Raw genomic sequence first — 15,268 nt, 5'->3', positions numbered from 1 at the left:
ACGACGGGCTGTGTCCAACCTCCGATGTGTGTCCATCATCAATCTGTGTAGGAGCGGGTTTACCCGCGAATACGGTAGCGGCAGCAACAGTGAACGGCGGGTGGAAATTGGCCAGTAGGGCCGGCCTCTTCGCGGGTAAACCCGCTCCTACACGACGGGCTGTGTCCAATCTCCGATGTGTGTCCACCATCAATCTGTGTAGGAGCGGGTTTACCCGCGAATACGGTAGCGGCCGCAACGGTGCACGGCGGGTGGAAATTGGCCAGCAGGGCCGGCCTCTTCGCGGGTAAACCCGCTCCTACGGGGCGACCGCGCAGGCCGTCAATGTTGAGCAGGACAGTTGCCCCCCCACAGGTGTGCGTGTTGCCAGCATCATCTGTGACAGCAGTGAGGCTTGTCCGGTTGCCCTTCATAGCGGTCATGGTGCCGCACCCAGTCCATGGTCCCACCTTCGTTGCGCCCCAGTGGCGCAATGTCGAGGAAGTTGTAGGTGTTGACCAGAATGTCCAGTCCGCGGGCGTAGGTTGAGTAGGTGTGGTACACGCTGCCGTCGCCTTCGCGGAAAAACGCACTCAAGCCGGGCAGCTCGCTTTCATTGCCCTCGTACGGCTCATAGTTGTACTGCCGCTGGCCTTCGCTGCCGACACTGACGCCAAAGTCCTCGTTGAAGTCGCTGCCATGCGACGAATACCACGGGAACTGCCAGCCCATGCGCTGGCGAAATGCCTGGAATTCGGCATACGGCGCCCGAGACACCGCCACCAGCGACACATCGTGGTGGGCCAGGTGCAGATTGGCGCCGTCAAAGTGGTCGGCCAGAAAAGAGCAGCCGGGGCAGCCCTCGCTCCAGCCTTCGGCGAACATGAAGTGGTAAAGCAGCAACTGGCTGCGGCCTGCGAACAGGTCGGCCAGACTCAACGCGCCGTTTGGCCCGAAGAAGCGGTAATCCTGCTCGACCTTTACCCAAGGCAGGGCGCGACGGGCTGCAGCTAGCGCGTCGCGGTGGTGGGTAAATGCTTTTTCGTGCAGCCACAGTTGCTGGCGAGCCGCCAGCCACTGGCTGCGGGAAACCACCGGGTGCCTGCTTTCGCGGGTGCTCATGGTGCTGTCTCCTCGCTGGGGGATTCACACCTTGGTCGAGTACGACCAGGTCGATTCGACAAGCACCGGTGGCCGGGCGATGAGCGGTATCTGCTTAGCCCGAATGGGCGATATGCCCCTCGGCCCGTTCATCGGCGCCGTCATCCTCACCAGGCAGGGCGGTGATCACGCTGAAGTCGCTGACTTCTACCTTGCCGCCGCCATAGCCCAGCAAGTGGAAGGAAAACGCCTTGCGCTCGGTCGGGTTGTCGAAGCTGAACTCCATCTCCAGTGGCGCGTCGGTGGTGACCTTTACCTCTTCTGGCAGGCCCAGCGGCACGTCCTGTTCCAACTGCTTGGCCTTGAGCCGGATGTAGGCCGCACGTTTGGGGTCCAGCGAGCGGACCTTGACCCGCACGCGGGTGTGCGAGCCTCCGGGCATTTCCAGATACTGGGCGCCAATGAGGTTGTCGGCCCAGTCATCGTCAATGCGCTTGCGCAACTTGATCGGCGAAGGGCCGCCGAACTGGTAACGCAGGTTGAGCGGGGTTTGCAGCAAGGACTGGTCGAGCACCACGGCCAAGGCGCCGATCTGTTGGCCCAGCAGGCTGTCGGCCGGACCGAGGTAGCGGGCCTGGTCGGCGATGAAGCCTTCACTGGCATAACGCCGGCAGCGCTGCTGGAAGTCACATTCGGTGAACAGGCCCTGGCCGTTGTGGTAGCGCAGCATGCCGTTGGTGTAGGAGATCATCTCGCGGCCGCTGTCGTAGTCGCGGTACAGCGAGCGACCGCCAAGCGCGACGGGAATGGGCAGTGCGAAGTAGTCGAGCAGCGAGGTGGCCAGGTCGATATGGCCGTAGGTGCCGCGCTTGATGGTTGGCAGCTGGGCCTGCTCCGGCGCCAGGGTAAGGTTGAAGCCCCAGGACGAGGCCAGGCGCACGCCATCGATGCCGTGGGACTCGTCGGAAGTCACCACCACCAGTGTGTCCTTGAGGACGCCCTGGCGCTCAAGATTGTCAAGAAATGCCCCGACTGCGTCATCCAGGTAGGCGACCGCTGCCTGTTTCGGTGTGGCGTAGCGCTCGAGGTACTCGGCCGGCGCCGAATAGGGCTGGTGGGTGCCCACGGTGAGCAGCGTCAGCATCCATGGCTTGTCCTGCTTCTGCAACTGGCCCACATAGCCCAGGGCGCCTTCGAAGAAAGCGCGGTCATCCTTGCCCCATGGGAAGTGCAGGTAGTTCTTGTTGCTGAACCACTCCTGGCCATGCACCGCTTCGAAACCGATGTGCGGCATGATGCGGTCCTTGGCCATGAAGCGCAGGCCCGCGCCTTGCAGGTAGTGGGTGGTGAAACCGGCCTGGCGCAATTGTGCCGGCAGACAGGCCTGGTTGCGTTGGTTCTGGGTCAGCAGTTCCACGCCCTTGGGCGTGCCGTTGGCCAGCTTGTCGTAATCGCCGCACAGCATCGCATACAGGCCACGGATGGTCTGGTGGGTGTGCAGCACGTAGTCTGGGGTGTTCATGCCGCGCTCGGCCCATTTGCTGAGCTTGGGCATCAAGTCTTCGTTGAAATGGCTGTTCAGCGCCTGGCGGTTAGGTCGCAGGTAGGCGCCCGGGATGCCTTCCAGGGTAATCACCAGCAAGTTGCGGGCGCTTCCCGGGCCGGCAAGCAGCCTTTGCCCATGCAGGTCGGATTGAGTCAGGCCGCTGCTGGCCAGCGGGGTGAAGGTTTGCGTGTGGCCCATCCAGCCTTCGACCTGGCGTTGCAGGTTACCGACCCCGGCAGACATCAACTGGTGGGGGAGGTTGTATTGCCGCCACTGGTCGGCATCGGAAGGTAGCAACTGCTGGCTGCCCCAATGCGCGCCGAACAGCAGTACGGGTATGGCCCAGGCTTTGCGCGGCAGTGGCTGGCTACGCCGAGCACGGCTGCGCCACGCAAAGGCCAGCCAGGCCAGCAGGCCGCCACCCAGGGCCCAGGGGAGCCAGGCATGGGCCAGGCCGCCACCGGTCGAATTCTCCATGAATTGCGGGTCGGTCAGGTAGTTCAGGTCGGCGCTGGTGGGCAGTCGGCCCACTGCGCTCACCAGTTCGGCCGAGGCCACCCACAGCGCCGCCCAGGCCAGCAGCACCGGCAGCGCCAGCCACCACGGCCTGCGGTGTAGCAGCACTATCAACAGGCTGCCGAGGGCGAGATCGGACAGGTAACCGAACGGGTTGGACCAACCCAGCATGGCGCGCGTACCCAGTGGGATCACCAGCACCAGAGCCGCCAAAGTGGCAAGCCGGGTGCTTGGGTGGTCGGACAGGTTCTTCACAAAAACTTCCCTTTTGCCATTAAATCGTCATGCATCTGTGCTTGATGATATCAGGCCAGGGCAGGGAAGGCGGCCGGTTACAAGGCTTGTAACCAAAGCCGGGCCCGTTCGCACAGGCCCGGCCGATGGCAACTATCAGAAGTAATAAGGGAATTTCAGGCTGAAAGAAAAGTCAGGTGCGTCATCGGTCAGACCAATGGACAGGTTGGGCACGATGGTCAGGTTGTCGGTGGCGGCGAAGGTCAGGCCAATATTGAAGTTGGCGGCGTTGTAGTCACTGTTGGAGATCGATTGCCAGTCGCCGCCATCAGGTTTGATCTTGCTCTTGCGGGCGAACTGGTCAGATACCGAGAACGACATGCTCATCTTTTCGTTAAGGGCAAAGGCGATGCCCCCGCCGATCTGCCACGAGTCGCCAAGCTTGACGTCACCCGGCACCTTGCTGTTCACCTGCGGACTGATGTCGCTGAACGAGTCTTGCATGTTGTAGGTGTAGGACAGGCTGCCGAACAGCACGGCCGGGTCGAAGGTCTTGACCAGCGAGATGCCCGGTGTGATCGACCATACACCGTTGCCGGTCGGTAGGCTTTCCGGTACCGCGAGGTTGTTGTTGCCGTCCACCTCGCGCAGTTTGATGCCGTAGGGGTCTTTGCCGGTCGGTGCCTTGATGCGCAGGGTGGCCACTGCGTCAGGCCAGGTTTCGTCCTCGTCGAGGAATTTGTAGGCAACCCCGACGTTGATATCGCCGATTTCCGGGTCGCGGGTCACGCTGGCATCGGAAGTGGTTGCCCCGGCCCCCCCCGCACCACCGGACGAGTAGGTGGACTCGCGGTAAACCACGGGGACGTTGATATCGAACTGCCAGCGCTGCGCCAGGTTATAGCGGGCAGTCATGTCCAGGGTCCAGTTGTCAGCCTTGATCCGGTCGAGGTTGATGCTGCCGAGGAAGATCGAGTCCAGTGCCAGAAAGCCATTTAGGGTCAGCGCACGGGTATCGTAATGGGTATAGGTGACGCCGGTTTCGAAGCTGAACTTGCCCCCGCCAAAGAATCCGCTGGCTTCGTCATACAGGTTGGAAACGCTTTGCGCCGGCTCGGAATCGGCTGTCAGCGCCTGGCCGTAGGAGCTCCCTGTAGTGCCCGGTGCGCCAGAAGCGACGGTCTGCGCACCTTTCACCCCCTCGGCCGGAGACTTGACCAAGCGTTTGGGTTGCGCGGCAGCAGGGGCCTCCTCGACTTGGCGCACACGTTGCTCCAGCACCATCAGTGCCTGTTGCTGTGCCTCATAGCGGCGTTTGAGTTCAATCAGTTCCTGCTTCAGCGCTTCGACTTGTGGGTCGGCGGCTGCGTAAAGTGCGGTGGCGGGGGCCAAGGTCGTCAAGCACACAAAAGCTCGGAGCGTAAAAGATCGGTACATGGAGTTGCCGTCCCTTCCAACTACTTTCGATGAGACTGAGCGTAGATCAGTATCCGAAGGTGCGAAGACCTTTGAGCTGGTCGAGGCTACCGTTGAGGGAAGCCGCTGTCGGCACGCTCTCGCGCATGACAACGTTCAGGGTGGTGACGTTGTTGACCAGGTTGCCATTGCCAAGCAGCGTCGAGTTCTGCAGCAGGCCACCTTGGGCCAGGCGTTGAACGCTGCTGCCCTGGTTGTTGCTGGCATTGATGTTGAGCTGCACGCCTACACCGCTGGAAGACACACTGAGCGCGCCGGCGCCATTTTCCCCGACCAGGGTCTGGCCGGCGGCCAGTACCTGGCCTTGCTGTTGTACGGCGGGTGCCTGGTTGGCTTTGGTCACGTTGATATCGACGTTGTTGTAAGCGGCGTTGTTGTCACCGGCTGCACGGACCACCTGGGTCACACCTTCGGTGGTGGTCAGGCCGTTGCCGCCCGTTACCACGCCAGTCCCGGCAGCAGAAGCGTTGCTCGGCGCCGGACCTGCGCCTTTTTTGTCAATCATCGACACATAGAACTGGGGTTTGATGGTCGATTGCTGAACCTGCAGCGTGGACGTTGCCCCGATCACATCCCCTTTTGTATTTTGCCAAGTACTGGACATGACGATGCCGAAGCTCACGATTCTTCCGGGCATCACATAGCGGCCCCGCAGGTTCGCAAGCTCCTGGTCCTTCAGTTCAATGGGTTTCAACGCCTCTGCGTGACTGGGCAAGCTGGCTGCCAGGCAGGCGATGGCCAACCACAATGAAGTCTTCATGAAATGCTCCCTGGAGCCTCATGCTCCTTGTCATTAGAACAGTCGTTAGAAGAAGTCGCTTCTGATGAAGCCGAAGTCCAGCAGCTCTGAGTCCTGCACGGGGGTGAAGTTGTTCACCCGGCCCTTGGCGGTCAGTGGCAGGGGCGGGTCGAGCAGGATGTTGTTCTTGTCGTAACCCTGGCCGATCACCGCGAAGATGATGCCGTTCCAGCCCTTGAGGAAATCGTCGACCTTGTATCGTTTGTGGCCCAGCACCGGATCACCCACGTACACCCAACCTTTGTCGACTTTCTGCATGACCACGAAGTGCTTGTAGCCGCGCACATCCATCAGCACCACGACAGGAATGCGCACGCTGTGCAGGGTTTCGGGCGCCACCCGGTAACCGCGGGCACGCATCCCGAGGCTTTCGACGTAGCGCTTCATGTCGAGCATCGAGAAGCCTTGCGTGCGCACAAGGTCCTGGTCGGCGTGGGCCAGCATGCCTTCGATGATCTGATGTTCGTCCACATCCAGCCAGTAGGCCTGGCGCAGGATGGTCGCCAGCGCGGCCGCGCCGCAGCTGAAGTCGGTCTTTTGTTGCACCAGGTCGGCGAACTTGCGTTCGCGCAAGCTCTGGATCGGTTTGAACACCACGGCGCCGCCCGGCAGGACGGACAGCGGCATTTGTGCAGCTTCGCTCACGCTGGCCAGGCACAGCAAAAACGCCAAGGCGAAAATACGCATGATCGGGTGCCTTACGGTGTGTTGAAGAAAGGCCCCCCGAAGGGGGCCTCAAGCACAGCGGTCAGAACGAGGTGTTGGAGATGGCCAGCGAGTTGCTTTGCTGGTTGCCCACACCGGCTGCTACGTTCACGCCCAGGTTACCGCTGCCACCGTTCACCGAACCGCTAAGGGTTGCAGTGTTGGTGACTGGGTTGGCCCAGCCGGTCGGGGTCAGCACTTGGAAGGACACAGTATTGCTCAAGTCGTAAGCGCTGCTTTCGCTGTAGCTCTTCGAAACGTCGTTCGAGGATTCTTTCGAATGCTCGCCAGACTTCGAGAACTCAGACGCAGAAGCATTCTCGTACGAAGAGTCGTGAGACTTGGTGTACGAAGACTCCTTGGACTTGTCGTAGGACGACTGATGCGACTTGTCGTAGTTGGAGTCGAATGCTTTCTCGAACGACGAGTCGTATGCACTTTCGTGCGACTTGTCGATCGACGCATCCAGCGACGCATTCAGCGAGCCTTCGAAGGAGCTGGAATCGGTACGCTCGAAACGACCAAAGTCGGTGGTCCGGGTACGCGAGGCGCTAACGTCAGCGTCCAGCGAGGCTGTCAGGCTGGCGCTGCTCGACGCGCTGTGGCTGCCGCTGGCAGAGCCACTGGCATCCCAGCCGAACGAGCCACTTGCGCTCGAGTTGTGGGAGCCGCTGGCACTGCTGGATTGCGAGCCGCTGGAGTCCCAGCCACTGGAGCCGCTGGAGCTGGCGCTATGCGCACCGGCGAGGCTGAAGCTCGAAGACGAGCTGCGGTCGTCGGTCGAGTTGAAGCTGCCTTCCTTCGAGCTTGAGCCGCTGGCCGACTTGGTGATGGTAATCGTATCCACCCGGTAGGTGCGGTCGGCGCTGTTGTTTACAACCAGGCCTGGGCCGTCCTGATTGGCCGAAGCCGTGGCAGTGGCGTTGCCCAGCGGAGCACCGGTGTTGGCGATGGCCATGGTGTTTTTCTGCTGGTTGAGGTCGCCACCGGCAACGTTGATGCCGATGTTGCCCTCAGCCCCGCTGGCTGAGCCGCTCATCACAGCCGAAGACTGGGTCGAATAGTTGTCGACCCGGTTGTTTCTGCTGGTTTGCACAACGTCAGCCGTGGCACTGGCCATGCCGAACACGAAGCTGTTGTCCAGGCTCGAGTCGGAGCCTGCGTTGGCAATGGCAGCGGCGTTGTCTTGCTGGTTGCCGTTACCGGCCGCCACGTTTATCCCAACGTTGCCGCTGGAGCCGGTGCCAGAGTCACTCATCTCGGCTTCGTTGATGGTGCCTTCATTGGAGATGCGGTTGCGAGTGCTGGTTTGGGTATCCCAGGCATTGGCCGTTGCATACACAGGGATCTTGGTGGGTGGAGGATTGTGATGACCATTGTTATGGTGGCCGTTATGGTGGTCATTACGCCGATCATTTTGCCCAGCTTGTACAGCAACAGCCATGACCGCAGCAATTGCGAAAACCAGAGGCTTGATTGCCATCGAGGGTTTCATGGTGATTCTCCGTACGCTATTAGGTTAAGTGTCGTTCTTAACTGCAGGGTCAATCCGCGACCCGGATGCTCAAGGTGTTGGCCATTCGGTTTCCCACCCCGGCACTCTGGTTCAACTGGATCACCCCTCGGCTACCGGTGAAGGCCTGGTCACTGGTAGTGACCTGGCGATAGCCTGCTGGAATGTCAGTTGCTCCTGAGTTGTTGATCAGCGCCACGTTCTGTTGCATGAGGACGCTGTCGTCGATGCTTTGCGGTTGTGCACCAATGCTGATGCTCAGTGCGTTGGCTTGCTGGGTGTTGGCACCTGCGCTCTGGTTGACCCCCAGGGCGCCGCTGCCGTTGCTGAAAGCGTTGCCCTGGATGGTCGAGCGGGCGTCCATCGCGGGGTCGGCGGGCGTGTTGAGCCGTTGCCGGATCTGGGTGCTTGCATTGGCTTCGGGGCCGACGGCGATGGCGCGCGCATTGACCTGCTGCTGTTTGTCACCAGCGGCCTGGTTGACAGAGAGGTTGCCCTGATAGCGGCTGCCGGAGCTGTCGATATCGGCGTTGTTGATGACCGGAACCAGGGATTGCGCAAAGGCCGGTGCAGTGCAAAGGGCGGCCAGCATCAGCAGTGTGCGCTTCATCTCACTTGCCCCCGCCGGTCAGAATCTGCAGCGGCGCGAGGCCACGCTGCACGCTTGAGTTGACCATGTTCGAGATACCGTTACCCGACCCCGTGCCGCGTCCGCCCGCCAAGTTGGGAAGCTGGTTCTGGTTGCCGAGGTTGCCACCCAGGTTGTTGGTCTGCTGGGTGACCAGGTTGCTGATGCCTGCACCACTGCTGATGCTGGCGAAATCGCCATCGCTCAGCTCGTTGGTTTGCTTGAGCACGTGGGCAGAAGGGTTGGCATTGACGGTGGTAGGGCTCGGGTCTGGAATCAGCGGCGGGATGGTCGCGTTGCGCACCTGCACATCGCGCTTGATGATGATGATCCCCTTGTCCGCCTGAGCCGTCAGGCTGAGTGACCCCAGTACACAACCCACCAGTAATAGGTGATAGAGGCGTTTGTCACGTTTCCTCACGACGGCAACTCCTTCTTTGAGCGCTGGGCCTGTTCAGCGATGCGAACGACAGAGCAGAAGGTGTGCCGCTTTTTAGAATACGTTTCAGATCAGATAGTTAGGGCAAGAGGCTGACAAAATGCGGCGCATGCTGTCTCAGGCTTGAAACAGCTTGCCCTGCGCGTTGCCGGCAAAGTCAGCTGTGGCCTTGATGGGAAGGGTTTTTGCAAGTGTGTTTCACGGGCTTGACACTGCCCCCAGGACAGGGGGAAGCCCCGCAATTTCGGGGGCTTTGCCCCACCGGGGTGTGTCAGTGGTTTAACACTCGGTTGGGCATGATGGCGCATCGCTACCAAGCAGCATAGCAACCGATTGCAGGGCCAGCAATTGGCGTTGCGGCCAATTGCCATCCAGTATTTGGTGCGGTTGGTTGTGTCGCCTCAGCCACGCCTGGCTGTCGTCGAAAAAGCGCTGACGATCACTGAGGTCGGGTTGGCAACGCTGCCCATCGGCAATCCAGTCCACCCCTTGCGGGCTGAGCAACAGGTGCAGGTCGTAACGCCGTGCCAGCAGTGCCTCTTCCAGCCAGGTTGGGCAGTCGTCGAACAGTGCGTGGCTCCAGAGCATGTTGCTTAGCAGGTGGGTGTCCAGAATTAGCAGCGGGGGCGCCTGCTCACGTGCACGGTCCTCCCATGCCAGTTGTCCGCGGGCGATGGCGGGAATATCGGCGTAGCAGGTGTCACGGCATTGCTGGTCGATGAAATGGCGCACGTATTCGCCCACCACCACGCCACCAAAATGTGCCTGGATCACCCCGCTGAGCCAGCTTTTGCCACTGGATTCTGGGCCGCACAGTACCAGCACTTTCATTGCTTGCGGCGCACTCATGGCTGTACCAACGCCGGGTCGCGCCGCCATTCCAGCCAGCCGCGTACAGCAATCAGGGTGAGCACGGCGAAGAAGCCTGCGGTGAAATACAGCTGCTGATGCAGGTATTGGCCCACATAGACGATGTCGACCACGACCCACAGTGGCCAGCACTGCAGGCGTTTCTGCGCCATCCACAGTTGCGCGACCAGGCTGAATCCGGTCAGGGTGGCATCCAGCCAGGGCAGGGCGGCATCGGTCCAGTTGGCCATGGCCGCGCCCAGGGCGGCGCTCAGCAGCACCCCGGCGGCCAGGCCGGTGAGCAGTGCCGGGCGTGGCAGACGGGAGACCTGACGGGCGTCCTCAGCGTGGTCGGGGCGCTTCCATTGCCACCAGCCGTACAGTTGCAGGATGGCGTAGGCCACTTGCAGCAACATGCCCGAGTACAGCTTTACTTCGTAGAACAGCCAGCCATAGATCAGCACCATGACCAGGCCGATCGGCCAGCACCAGGCGTTCTGCTTGACCGTGAGCCAGACAGCGGTAACGCCGAGGAGGGCGGCAATGAGTTCAAGGCCGGACATCGGCGATCCTTGGAGACTACGGGGAAGGGGCGAGATTGTAGCGGGTCGGCCGGTGAAGGTGTAGGGCGCAGCGGTGGGATACCCCTTTGTAGGAGCGGGTTTACCCGCGAACACCGGCAGCGCCGGTGCCATCCACCGCGTTGCTTCCTTCGCGGGCATGCCCGCTCCCACAGGGATCGCGCCAGCTTTTAGAAATTGAGCTCCCACTCGGATCGCGCCAGCTTTCAGAAATTGAGCAAGACAGTTGCTCCCACAGGTTGCAGCGCAGGCTTCAAGGTCACTCGATACCTGCTGGAGCAGGCCTGCCCGCTCCCACAAAGGGCTTGTTCTCAGACCCGGAACTGCCGCAACAACTGCTCCAGCTCTTCGCTCAAGCGCCCCAATGCCACCCCGGCATCGCTGGACTGACGCGCCGCATCGGCGGTCTGCTGCGACAACCCGGCAGTATCCAGCACATTGCGGTTGATCTCTTCGACCACATGCGACTGCTGCAAGGTGGCGCTGGCAATGGAGGCATTCAATGCGGTGAGGTTGTTCAGCACCTGGTTGATGGCGTCCAGGCTGGCGCCGGCCTCGCGGGCTTGTTCGACAGTCTGGCGCGATGCTTCGCTGCTGGTGTCTATGGCCTTGACCGCAGCGTCCGACTGACTCTGCAGGTGCTCGATCATGGTATGAATCTCGGCCGTCGATTGTGCTGTACGCTGGGCCAGCAGCCGCACCTCGTCGGCGACCACGGCAAAGCCCCGGCCTTGCTCGCCAGCCCGTGCCGCCTCGATGGCGGCATTCAGCGCCAGCAGGTTGGTCTGTTCGGCAATGGAACGAATCACGTCCAGCACGCCGCCGATGCGCGTGCTGTGGCCGGCCAGGTCGCGGATTACCTGTACGGCCTCATCGATGGTCAGCGACAGGCGGTCGATCTGCGCCAGGCTGCCGTGGATGGCCTGCTGGCCGTGCGTCACCTGTTGTTGTGCCGTACGCATTTCTCCGGCGGCCTGTTCAGCGGTCTTGGCCACGTCCTGCACGGCGTAGGTCACCTCATTGACTGCAGTGGCCACCTGGTCCATCTGTAACGATTGCTGGGCACTGCGCTGTTGTGCGGCACCTGCATTGTCACCGACGTGCCCGGCGGACTGGGCCAATGCGTGGGCCGCACCTTGCAGTTGGCCGACGACACCTTGCAGTTTGCCGTTGAAACGGTTGAAGTGCTCGCCAAGGTGGGTGATCTCGTCGCTGCCATGGGTGTCCAGGCGCCGGGTCAGGTCGCTTTCGCCGCTGGCGATGTTGCCCATCGCCTGCACTGCTTCCTGCAGCGGGCGGGCGATGCTGCGGGCAATCAGCATGACCACCAGCGCCATCAGCAGGGCAATGCCCACGCCAACCAGCGAAGCGTCGCGCAACTGGCGAGCGAATTCGGCCTGTACGTCATCGACGTACACGCCCGAACCGATGATCCAGCCCCACGGCTTGAACAGCTGAATATACGAGGTCTTGGCTACCGGCTCACTGGCGCCGGGCTTGGGCCAGCGATAGTTGACCGGGCCGGCGTCCTGCTGGCGGGCAAGGGCGACCATTTCGTTGAACACGGCGAAACCATCGGGGTCGCGGATGGCGGAAAGGTCCTGGCCGTCGAGCTTGGGGTTGGCCGGATGCATGATCATCTTCGGCCCCAGATCGTTGATCCAGAAATAGTCGTCATGGTCGTAGCGCAGCGCGCGCACTACCTGCAGCGCCTGTTGCTGGGCGGCTTCGCGGCTGAGCGTGCCGGCAGCTTCCAGGCCTTGGTAATAGGCCAGCACACCCGCGGCGGTCTGCACCACGTGGCGGGTTTTCTCCGCCTTGGCCTGGTACAGGTCACCATGGATCTGCCGCAGCATCAGCAGGCCCAGTACCACCAGCATGGCCACCGCCACCACAAGGATCAGCCACAGGCGCCGACTGATTGACATCGATCTCAGAGTGTTCATCCATCAGCTCCCGCATTGTTCTTTTTATTGAGGTGCATCGAAGCATGCTTTGCAGCGAGCCCACACCCGACTAATGGCTAAGTGCTATGTTGGTGATAGTCTGCAACGGGTCAGGTAAAGCGATTGCCAAGGGGCTCTGTCAGGATTTCGGCCGCGCAAGATGAAACCTTTAACAGGCGTGAACTTTTCTACTGGCGTTGCGCCCAACAGTCGCTGTAAAAAAGCCGGGCCGTGTAAGGCAATTTCAAGCAAATCAAGAACAAGGGGCCTGCGACAAGCAGCGCTCCATCCGGGGGAATGATGGATTTTTGGACTGCCTTCCAGGCAATCATCTTAGGCGTGGTCGAAGGGCTGACGGAGTTTTTGCCGATCTCCAGTACCGGTCACCAGATTATCGTCGCCGACTTGATCGGTTTTGGCGGCGAACGGGCCATGGCTTTCAACATCATCATTCAGCTGGCGGCGATCCTGGCGGTGGTGTGGGAGTTTCGCAGCAAGATTTTCGAAGTGGTCTTCGGCCTGACCCACCAGCCCAAGGCGCGCCGCTTCACGGGCAACCTGCTGCTGGCGTTCATGCCGGCGGTGGTCCTGGGTGTGCTGTTCGCCGACCTTATTCACGAATACCTGTTCAACCCCGTCACCGTGGCGGCGGCTTTGGTGGTGGGGGGCGTGATCATGCTCTGGGCCGAGCGCCGTGAGCACCGCGTGGAGGTGGACCATGTGGACGACATGCGCTGGAGCCATGCGCTGAAAATAGGCTTCATCCAGTGCCTGGCGATGATCCCGGGCACGTCGCGCTCCGGTTCTACCATTATCGGTGGCCTGCTGTTCGGCCTGTCGCGCAAGGCAGCGACCGAGTTCTCGTTCTTCCTGGCAATGCCGACCATGGTCGGTGCGGCGGTGTATTCGGGCTACAAATACCGTGACTTGTTCCAGCCCGGCGATCTGCCGGTGTTCGCGCTCGGCTTCGTGACTTCGTTCATCTTCGCCATGATTGCAGTACGGGCGTTGCTCAAGTTCATTGCCAACCATAGCTACGCGGCATTTGCCTGGTATCGCATTGTGTTCGGCCTGTTCATTCTGGCGACCTGGCAGTTCGGTTGGGTCGACTGGTCCACGGCACATGGCTGAGGCGCTGCGTGGGCAACGGGCTGAAGGCGTGCGCAACGTGCGCCTGAAGCTGCTGCTGTTGGGCGTGCTTTGCCTGTTGCCCGGCCTGGGGGCGGCGCGCATGGCCTGGAACGATCAGGCCTGGTGGCCGTTGGCGTTGTACCCGGCCATGAGCCTGATCAGCCTGTTGCTGTATTGGCAGGACAAGCAGCAGGCACGTAACCAGGCCTGGCGTACACCCGAGAAAGTGCTGCATGCCAGTGAACTGCTCGGTGGTTGGCCGGGGGCGCTATTGGCGCAGCAGCTGTTTCGGCACAAGACCCGCAAGGTGTCGTTCCAGGTGGTGTGCTGGGGGATTGTGCTGCTGCACCAGGTGTTCTGGGCAGACTGGCTGTTTCTTGACGGGCGTTATCTGCCCCTTGGCTGATGTGCAGTTGTACCGGCCTCTTCGCGGGTAAAGCCGCGAAAGGGCCGGTACAGGTCGATCACATGACCAACCCCACCTGCAACCGCTTGGGCAACCGACGCACTACCAGCTGGTGCGACCGCTGCAACACATCACACAGTTCATCACGCCCCATGGGGTAGGGCGGCGCCATGCTGACCCACCGTGCCCGCGCCAGGTACGGCGCCGGCCGTATCCCGGGGCGATCGCAATAACCCAGAAACAGCTCGTCGGCTACCTTGAACGACAACCCGGCACCCGCCAGGTCGAGAACCGCGAACATCTTGTTTTCTGCAACCGAAAACACTCGGATGCCGCCCCATTTGTAGTCTTCCCGCGCACCCGGCAGGCTTAGGCAAAATGCCGCTACCTGGGCTTCGCTCATCTTCCGTTCAGACATACCGCTCTCCACAAGCCTCGAATGACGCCGCCAGGTGATCGATCCACACCCGGACTGCAGGCAGCAGGCCACGCCGGTGTGGGTAAACCGCCTGCAGGTAGCCACCCGGCAGCGACCAGTCTGGCAGCAGGCGCACCAGTTCGCCGCGTTCCAGTTCCTCTTCACAGAACATGCTGGGCAGCGCAGTGAACCCCAGGCCGGCACGTACAGCAGCGTTACGTACTACGAAATCGTCGATCGCCAAGCGTGGCTCCAGCGCTATTTCCTGCTGTTTGCCATGGGGGCCGAACAGGCGGAAGTGTACCAGCCGGTCTGCTTCGGCTGCGCCCAGTACGGGCAATGATGCCAACTCGCCCGGTTCGCGAATGTGGTCGGCAAAACCGGGTGCGGCCACCAGTTGCATTTGCGCCTGGCGCAGGCGGCGGGTGACCAGGGCCGGATCTTCGTCGCCCAGGTCGCGTACGCGCAACGCCACATCAATGCCTTCGGAAATCAGGTCGACCCGGCGGTTGAGCAATACCATGTCCAGTTGCACCAGCGGGTACTGCTCGAGAAAGCGGCTGATCACATCCGGCAGGAAGGCGTGTGCCAGTGCCACCGGGCACGATACCCGTAAACGCCCGCGCGGCTCACTGCTCATGCTGGCCACGGTCTCGTCGGCGGCTTCGGCCTCCAGCAACATGGCCTGGCAATGATGCAAGTAACGTTCACCTACTGCGGTGAGCTTGAGTTGCCGGGTGGTGCGCTGCAACAGGCGTGTGCCCAGGCGCTCTTCAAGCTCGGCGATACGCCGCGACAGGCGCGACTTGGGAATGCCCAGCTGGCGCCCGGCGGCGGCGAATCCGCCGGCTTCGACGACGCGCGCGAAGTAGAAGAGGTCGTTGAGGTCTTGCATGGGAATGTCTCACTGTTCCATATGTGGGACAAACTAACGCATTTTTGCTTACTTATCAGCTATTGGTCACTTCGATAGGATTCTCCCCATCGTGATCGCCCACAGC

Annotated in this window: 15 protein-coding genes and 1 pseudogene; 2 read left to right on the top strand and 14 right to left on the bottom strand. The window is 61.4% G+C overall.

Annotated features, from left to right (window positions below):
• Window positions 1–372: 372 nt before the first annotated feature.
• From V7787_RS05035 to mcpP, 12 genes and pseudogenes are all read right to left on the bottom strand, one after another.
• Complete coding sequence (locus V7787_RS05035) at window positions 373–1,101, bottom strand: DUF899 domain-containing protein (RefSeq protein ID WP_064491051.1); 729 nt, start codon at window positions 1,099–1,101, stop codon at window positions 373–375.
• 94 nt (window positions 1,102–1,195) lie between these two features.
• Window positions 1,196–3,397 carry an LTA synthase family protein gene (locus V7787_RS05030; RefSeq protein ID WP_064491052.1) on the bottom strand — a complete coding sequence of 734 codons (2,202 nt, stop codon included), beginning with the start codon at window positions 3,395–3,397 and terminating at the stop codon, window positions 1,196–1,198.
• Between the two features lie 135 nt (window positions 3,398–3,532).
• The gene (locus V7787_RS05025) at window positions 3,533–4,813 is read right to left on the bottom strand and encodes a hypothetical protein (protein WP_004577464.1); all 1,281 of its coding nucleotides are present in this window, start codon (window positions 4,811–4,813) and stop codon (window positions 3,533–3,535) included.
• A 46-nt stretch (window positions 4,814–4,859) separates the two neighbouring features.
• Window positions 4,860–5,612 (bottom strand): hypothetical protein, encoded by a 753-nt coding sequence (locus tag V7787_RS05020; protein WP_010953760.1) that lies wholly within the window; start codon window positions 5,610–5,612, stop codon window positions 4,860–4,862.
• A 45-nt stretch (window positions 5,613–5,657) separates the two neighbouring features.
• A complete protein-coding gene (locus V7787_RS05015; protein WP_020191416.1) occupies window positions 5,658–6,338 on the bottom strand; it encodes a C39 family peptidase in 681 nt (226 codons plus the stop codon).
• A 61-nt stretch (window positions 6,339–6,399) separates the two neighbouring features.
• Window positions 6,400–7,851, bottom strand: coding sequence for a hypothetical protein (locus V7787_RS05010; protein ID WP_064491053.1), 1,452 nt, complete (start codon window positions 7,849–7,851; stop codon window positions 6,400–6,402).
• A 49-nt stretch (window positions 7,852–7,900) separates the two neighbouring features.
• The gene (locus V7787_RS05005; RefSeq protein ID WP_064491054.1) at window positions 7,901–8,479 is read right to left on the bottom strand and encodes a hypothetical protein; all 579 of its coding nucleotides are present in this window, start codon (window positions 8,477–8,479) and stop codon (window positions 7,901–7,903) included.
• A 1-nt stretch (window position 8,480) separates the two neighbouring features.
• On the bottom strand, window positions 8,481–8,918 hold the full coding sequence (locus V7787_RS05000) for a hypothetical protein (protein ID WP_014591274.1): 438 nt from the start codon (window positions 8,916–8,918) through the stop codon (window positions 8,481–8,483).
• 297 nt (window positions 8,919–9,215) lie between these two features.
• Window positions 9,216–9,785, bottom strand: coding sequence for an AAA family ATPase (locus V7787_RS04995; RefSeq protein WP_064491055.1), 570 nt, complete (start codon window positions 9,783–9,785; stop codon window positions 9,216–9,218).
• Window positions 9,782–10,348, bottom strand: a complete 567-nt coding sequence (pnuC, locus tag V7787_RS04990; protein ID WP_020191413.1) for a nicotinamide riboside transporter PnuC — start codon at window positions 10,346–10,348, stop codon at window positions 9,782–9,784. The genes V7787_RS04995 and pnuC overlap by 4 nt, the downstream gene beginning before the upstream one ends.
• A 329-nt stretch (window positions 10,349–10,677) precedes the next feature.
• Entirely contained in the window at window positions 10,678–11,412 is a 735-nt protein-coding gene (locus V7787_RS53035; RefSeq protein WP_404940839.1) for a methyl-accepting chemotaxis protein, read from the bottom strand.
• A gap of 138 nt (window positions 11,413–11,550) precedes the next feature.
• Window positions 11,551–12,222 (bottom strand): annotated as a pseudogene (mcpP, locus tag V7787_RS53030) (methyl-accepting chemotaxis protein McpP); the annotation flags it as partial.
• 390 nt (window positions 12,223–12,612) lie between these two features.
• Here mcpP and V7787_RS04980 point away from each other — a divergent pair.
• Window positions 12,613–13,443 (top strand): undecaprenyl-diphosphate phosphatase, encoded by an 831-nt coding sequence (locus V7787_RS04980; protein WP_003253910.1) that lies wholly within the window; start codon window positions 12,613–12,615, stop codon window positions 13,441–13,443.
• Window positions 13,436–13,849, top strand: coding sequence for a DUF1294 domain-containing protein (locus V7787_RS04975; RefSeq protein ID WP_064491057.1), 414 nt, complete (start codon window positions 13,436–13,438; stop codon window positions 13,847–13,849). Before V7787_RS04980 ends, V7787_RS04975 begins: the two co-directional genes overlap by 8 nt.
• A gap of 58 nt (window positions 13,850–13,907) precedes the next feature.
• Here the strand turns inward: V7787_RS04975 and V7787_RS04970 are convergent, their stop codons facing one another.
• Window positions 13,908–14,267 carry an MmcQ/YjbR family DNA-binding protein gene (locus V7787_RS04970; protein WP_012052560.1) on the bottom strand — a complete coding sequence of 120 codons (360 nt, stop codon included), beginning with the start codon at window positions 14,265–14,267 and terminating at the stop codon, window positions 13,908–13,910.
• Window positions 14,260–15,162, bottom strand: coding sequence for a LysR substrate-binding domain-containing protein (locus tag V7787_RS04965; RefSeq protein ID WP_003253907.1), 903 nt, complete (start codon window positions 15,160–15,162; stop codon window positions 14,260–14,262). Before V7787_RS04965 ends, V7787_RS04970 begins: the two co-directional genes overlap by 8 nt.
• Window positions 15,163–15,268 lie beyond the last annotated feature (106 nt).

The sequence above is a fragment of the Pseudomonas sp. CGJS7 genome, from assembly GCF_036961695.1.
Note: the sequence above shows the minus strand (reverse complement) of the source record. Positions and strands in the feature narration are given on the sequence as shown.

Excerpts from the sequence above, each read along its gene's own strand:
- V7787_RS05035 (WP_064491051.1), bottom strand. The coding sequence starts at position 1,101 with ATGAGCACCCGCGAAAGCAGGCACCCGGTGGTTTCCCGCAGCCAGTGG.
- V7787_RS05025 (WP_004577464.1), bottom strand. The coding sequence starts at position 4,813 with ATGTACCGATCTTTTACGCTCCGAGCTTTTGTGTGCTTGACGACCTTG.
- V7787_RS05020 (WP_010953760.1), bottom strand. The coding sequence starts at position 5,612 with ATGAAGACTTCATTGTGGTTGGCCATCGCCTGCCTGGCAGCCAGCTTG.
- V7787_RS05015 (WP_020191416.1), bottom strand. The coding sequence starts at position 6,338 with ATGCGTATTTTCGCCTTGGCGTTTTTGCTGTGCCTGGCCAGCGTGAGC.
- V7787_RS05010 (WP_064491053.1), bottom strand. The coding sequence starts at position 7,851 with ATGAAACCCTCGATGGCAATCAAGCCTCTGGTTTTCGCAATTGCTGCG.
- V7787_RS05005 (WP_064491054.1), bottom strand. The coding sequence starts at position 8,479 with ATGAAGCGCACACTGCTGATGCTGGCCGCCCTTTGCACTGCACCGGCC.
- V7787_RS04995 (WP_064491055.1), bottom strand. The coding sequence starts at position 9,785 with ATGAGTGCGCCGCAAGCAATGAAAGTGCTGGTACTGTGCGGCCCAGAA.
- pnuC (WP_020191413.1), bottom strand. The coding sequence starts at position 10,348 with ATGTCCGGCCTTGAACTCATTGCCGCCCTCCTCGGCGTTACCGCTGTC.
- V7787_RS53035 (WP_404940839.1), bottom strand. The coding sequence starts at position 11,412 with ATGGACCAGGTGGCCACTGCAGTCAATGAGGTGACCTACGCCGTGCAG.
- V7787_RS04980 (WP_003253910.1), top strand. The coding sequence starts at position 12,613 with ATGGATTTTTGGACTGCCTTCCAGGCAATCATCTTAGGCGTGGTCGAA.
- V7787_RS04975 (WP_064491057.1), top strand. The coding sequence starts at position 13,436 with ATGGCTGAGGCGCTGCGTGGGCAACGGGCTGAAGGCGTGCGCAACGTG.
- V7787_RS04970 (WP_012052560.1), bottom strand. The coding sequence starts at position 14,267 with ATGTCTGAACGGAAGATGAGCGAAGCCCAGGTAGCGGCATTTTGCCTA.
- V7787_RS04965 (WP_003253907.1), bottom strand. The coding sequence starts at position 15,162 with ATGCAAGACCTCAACGACCTCTTCTACTTCGCGCGCGTCGTCGAAGCC.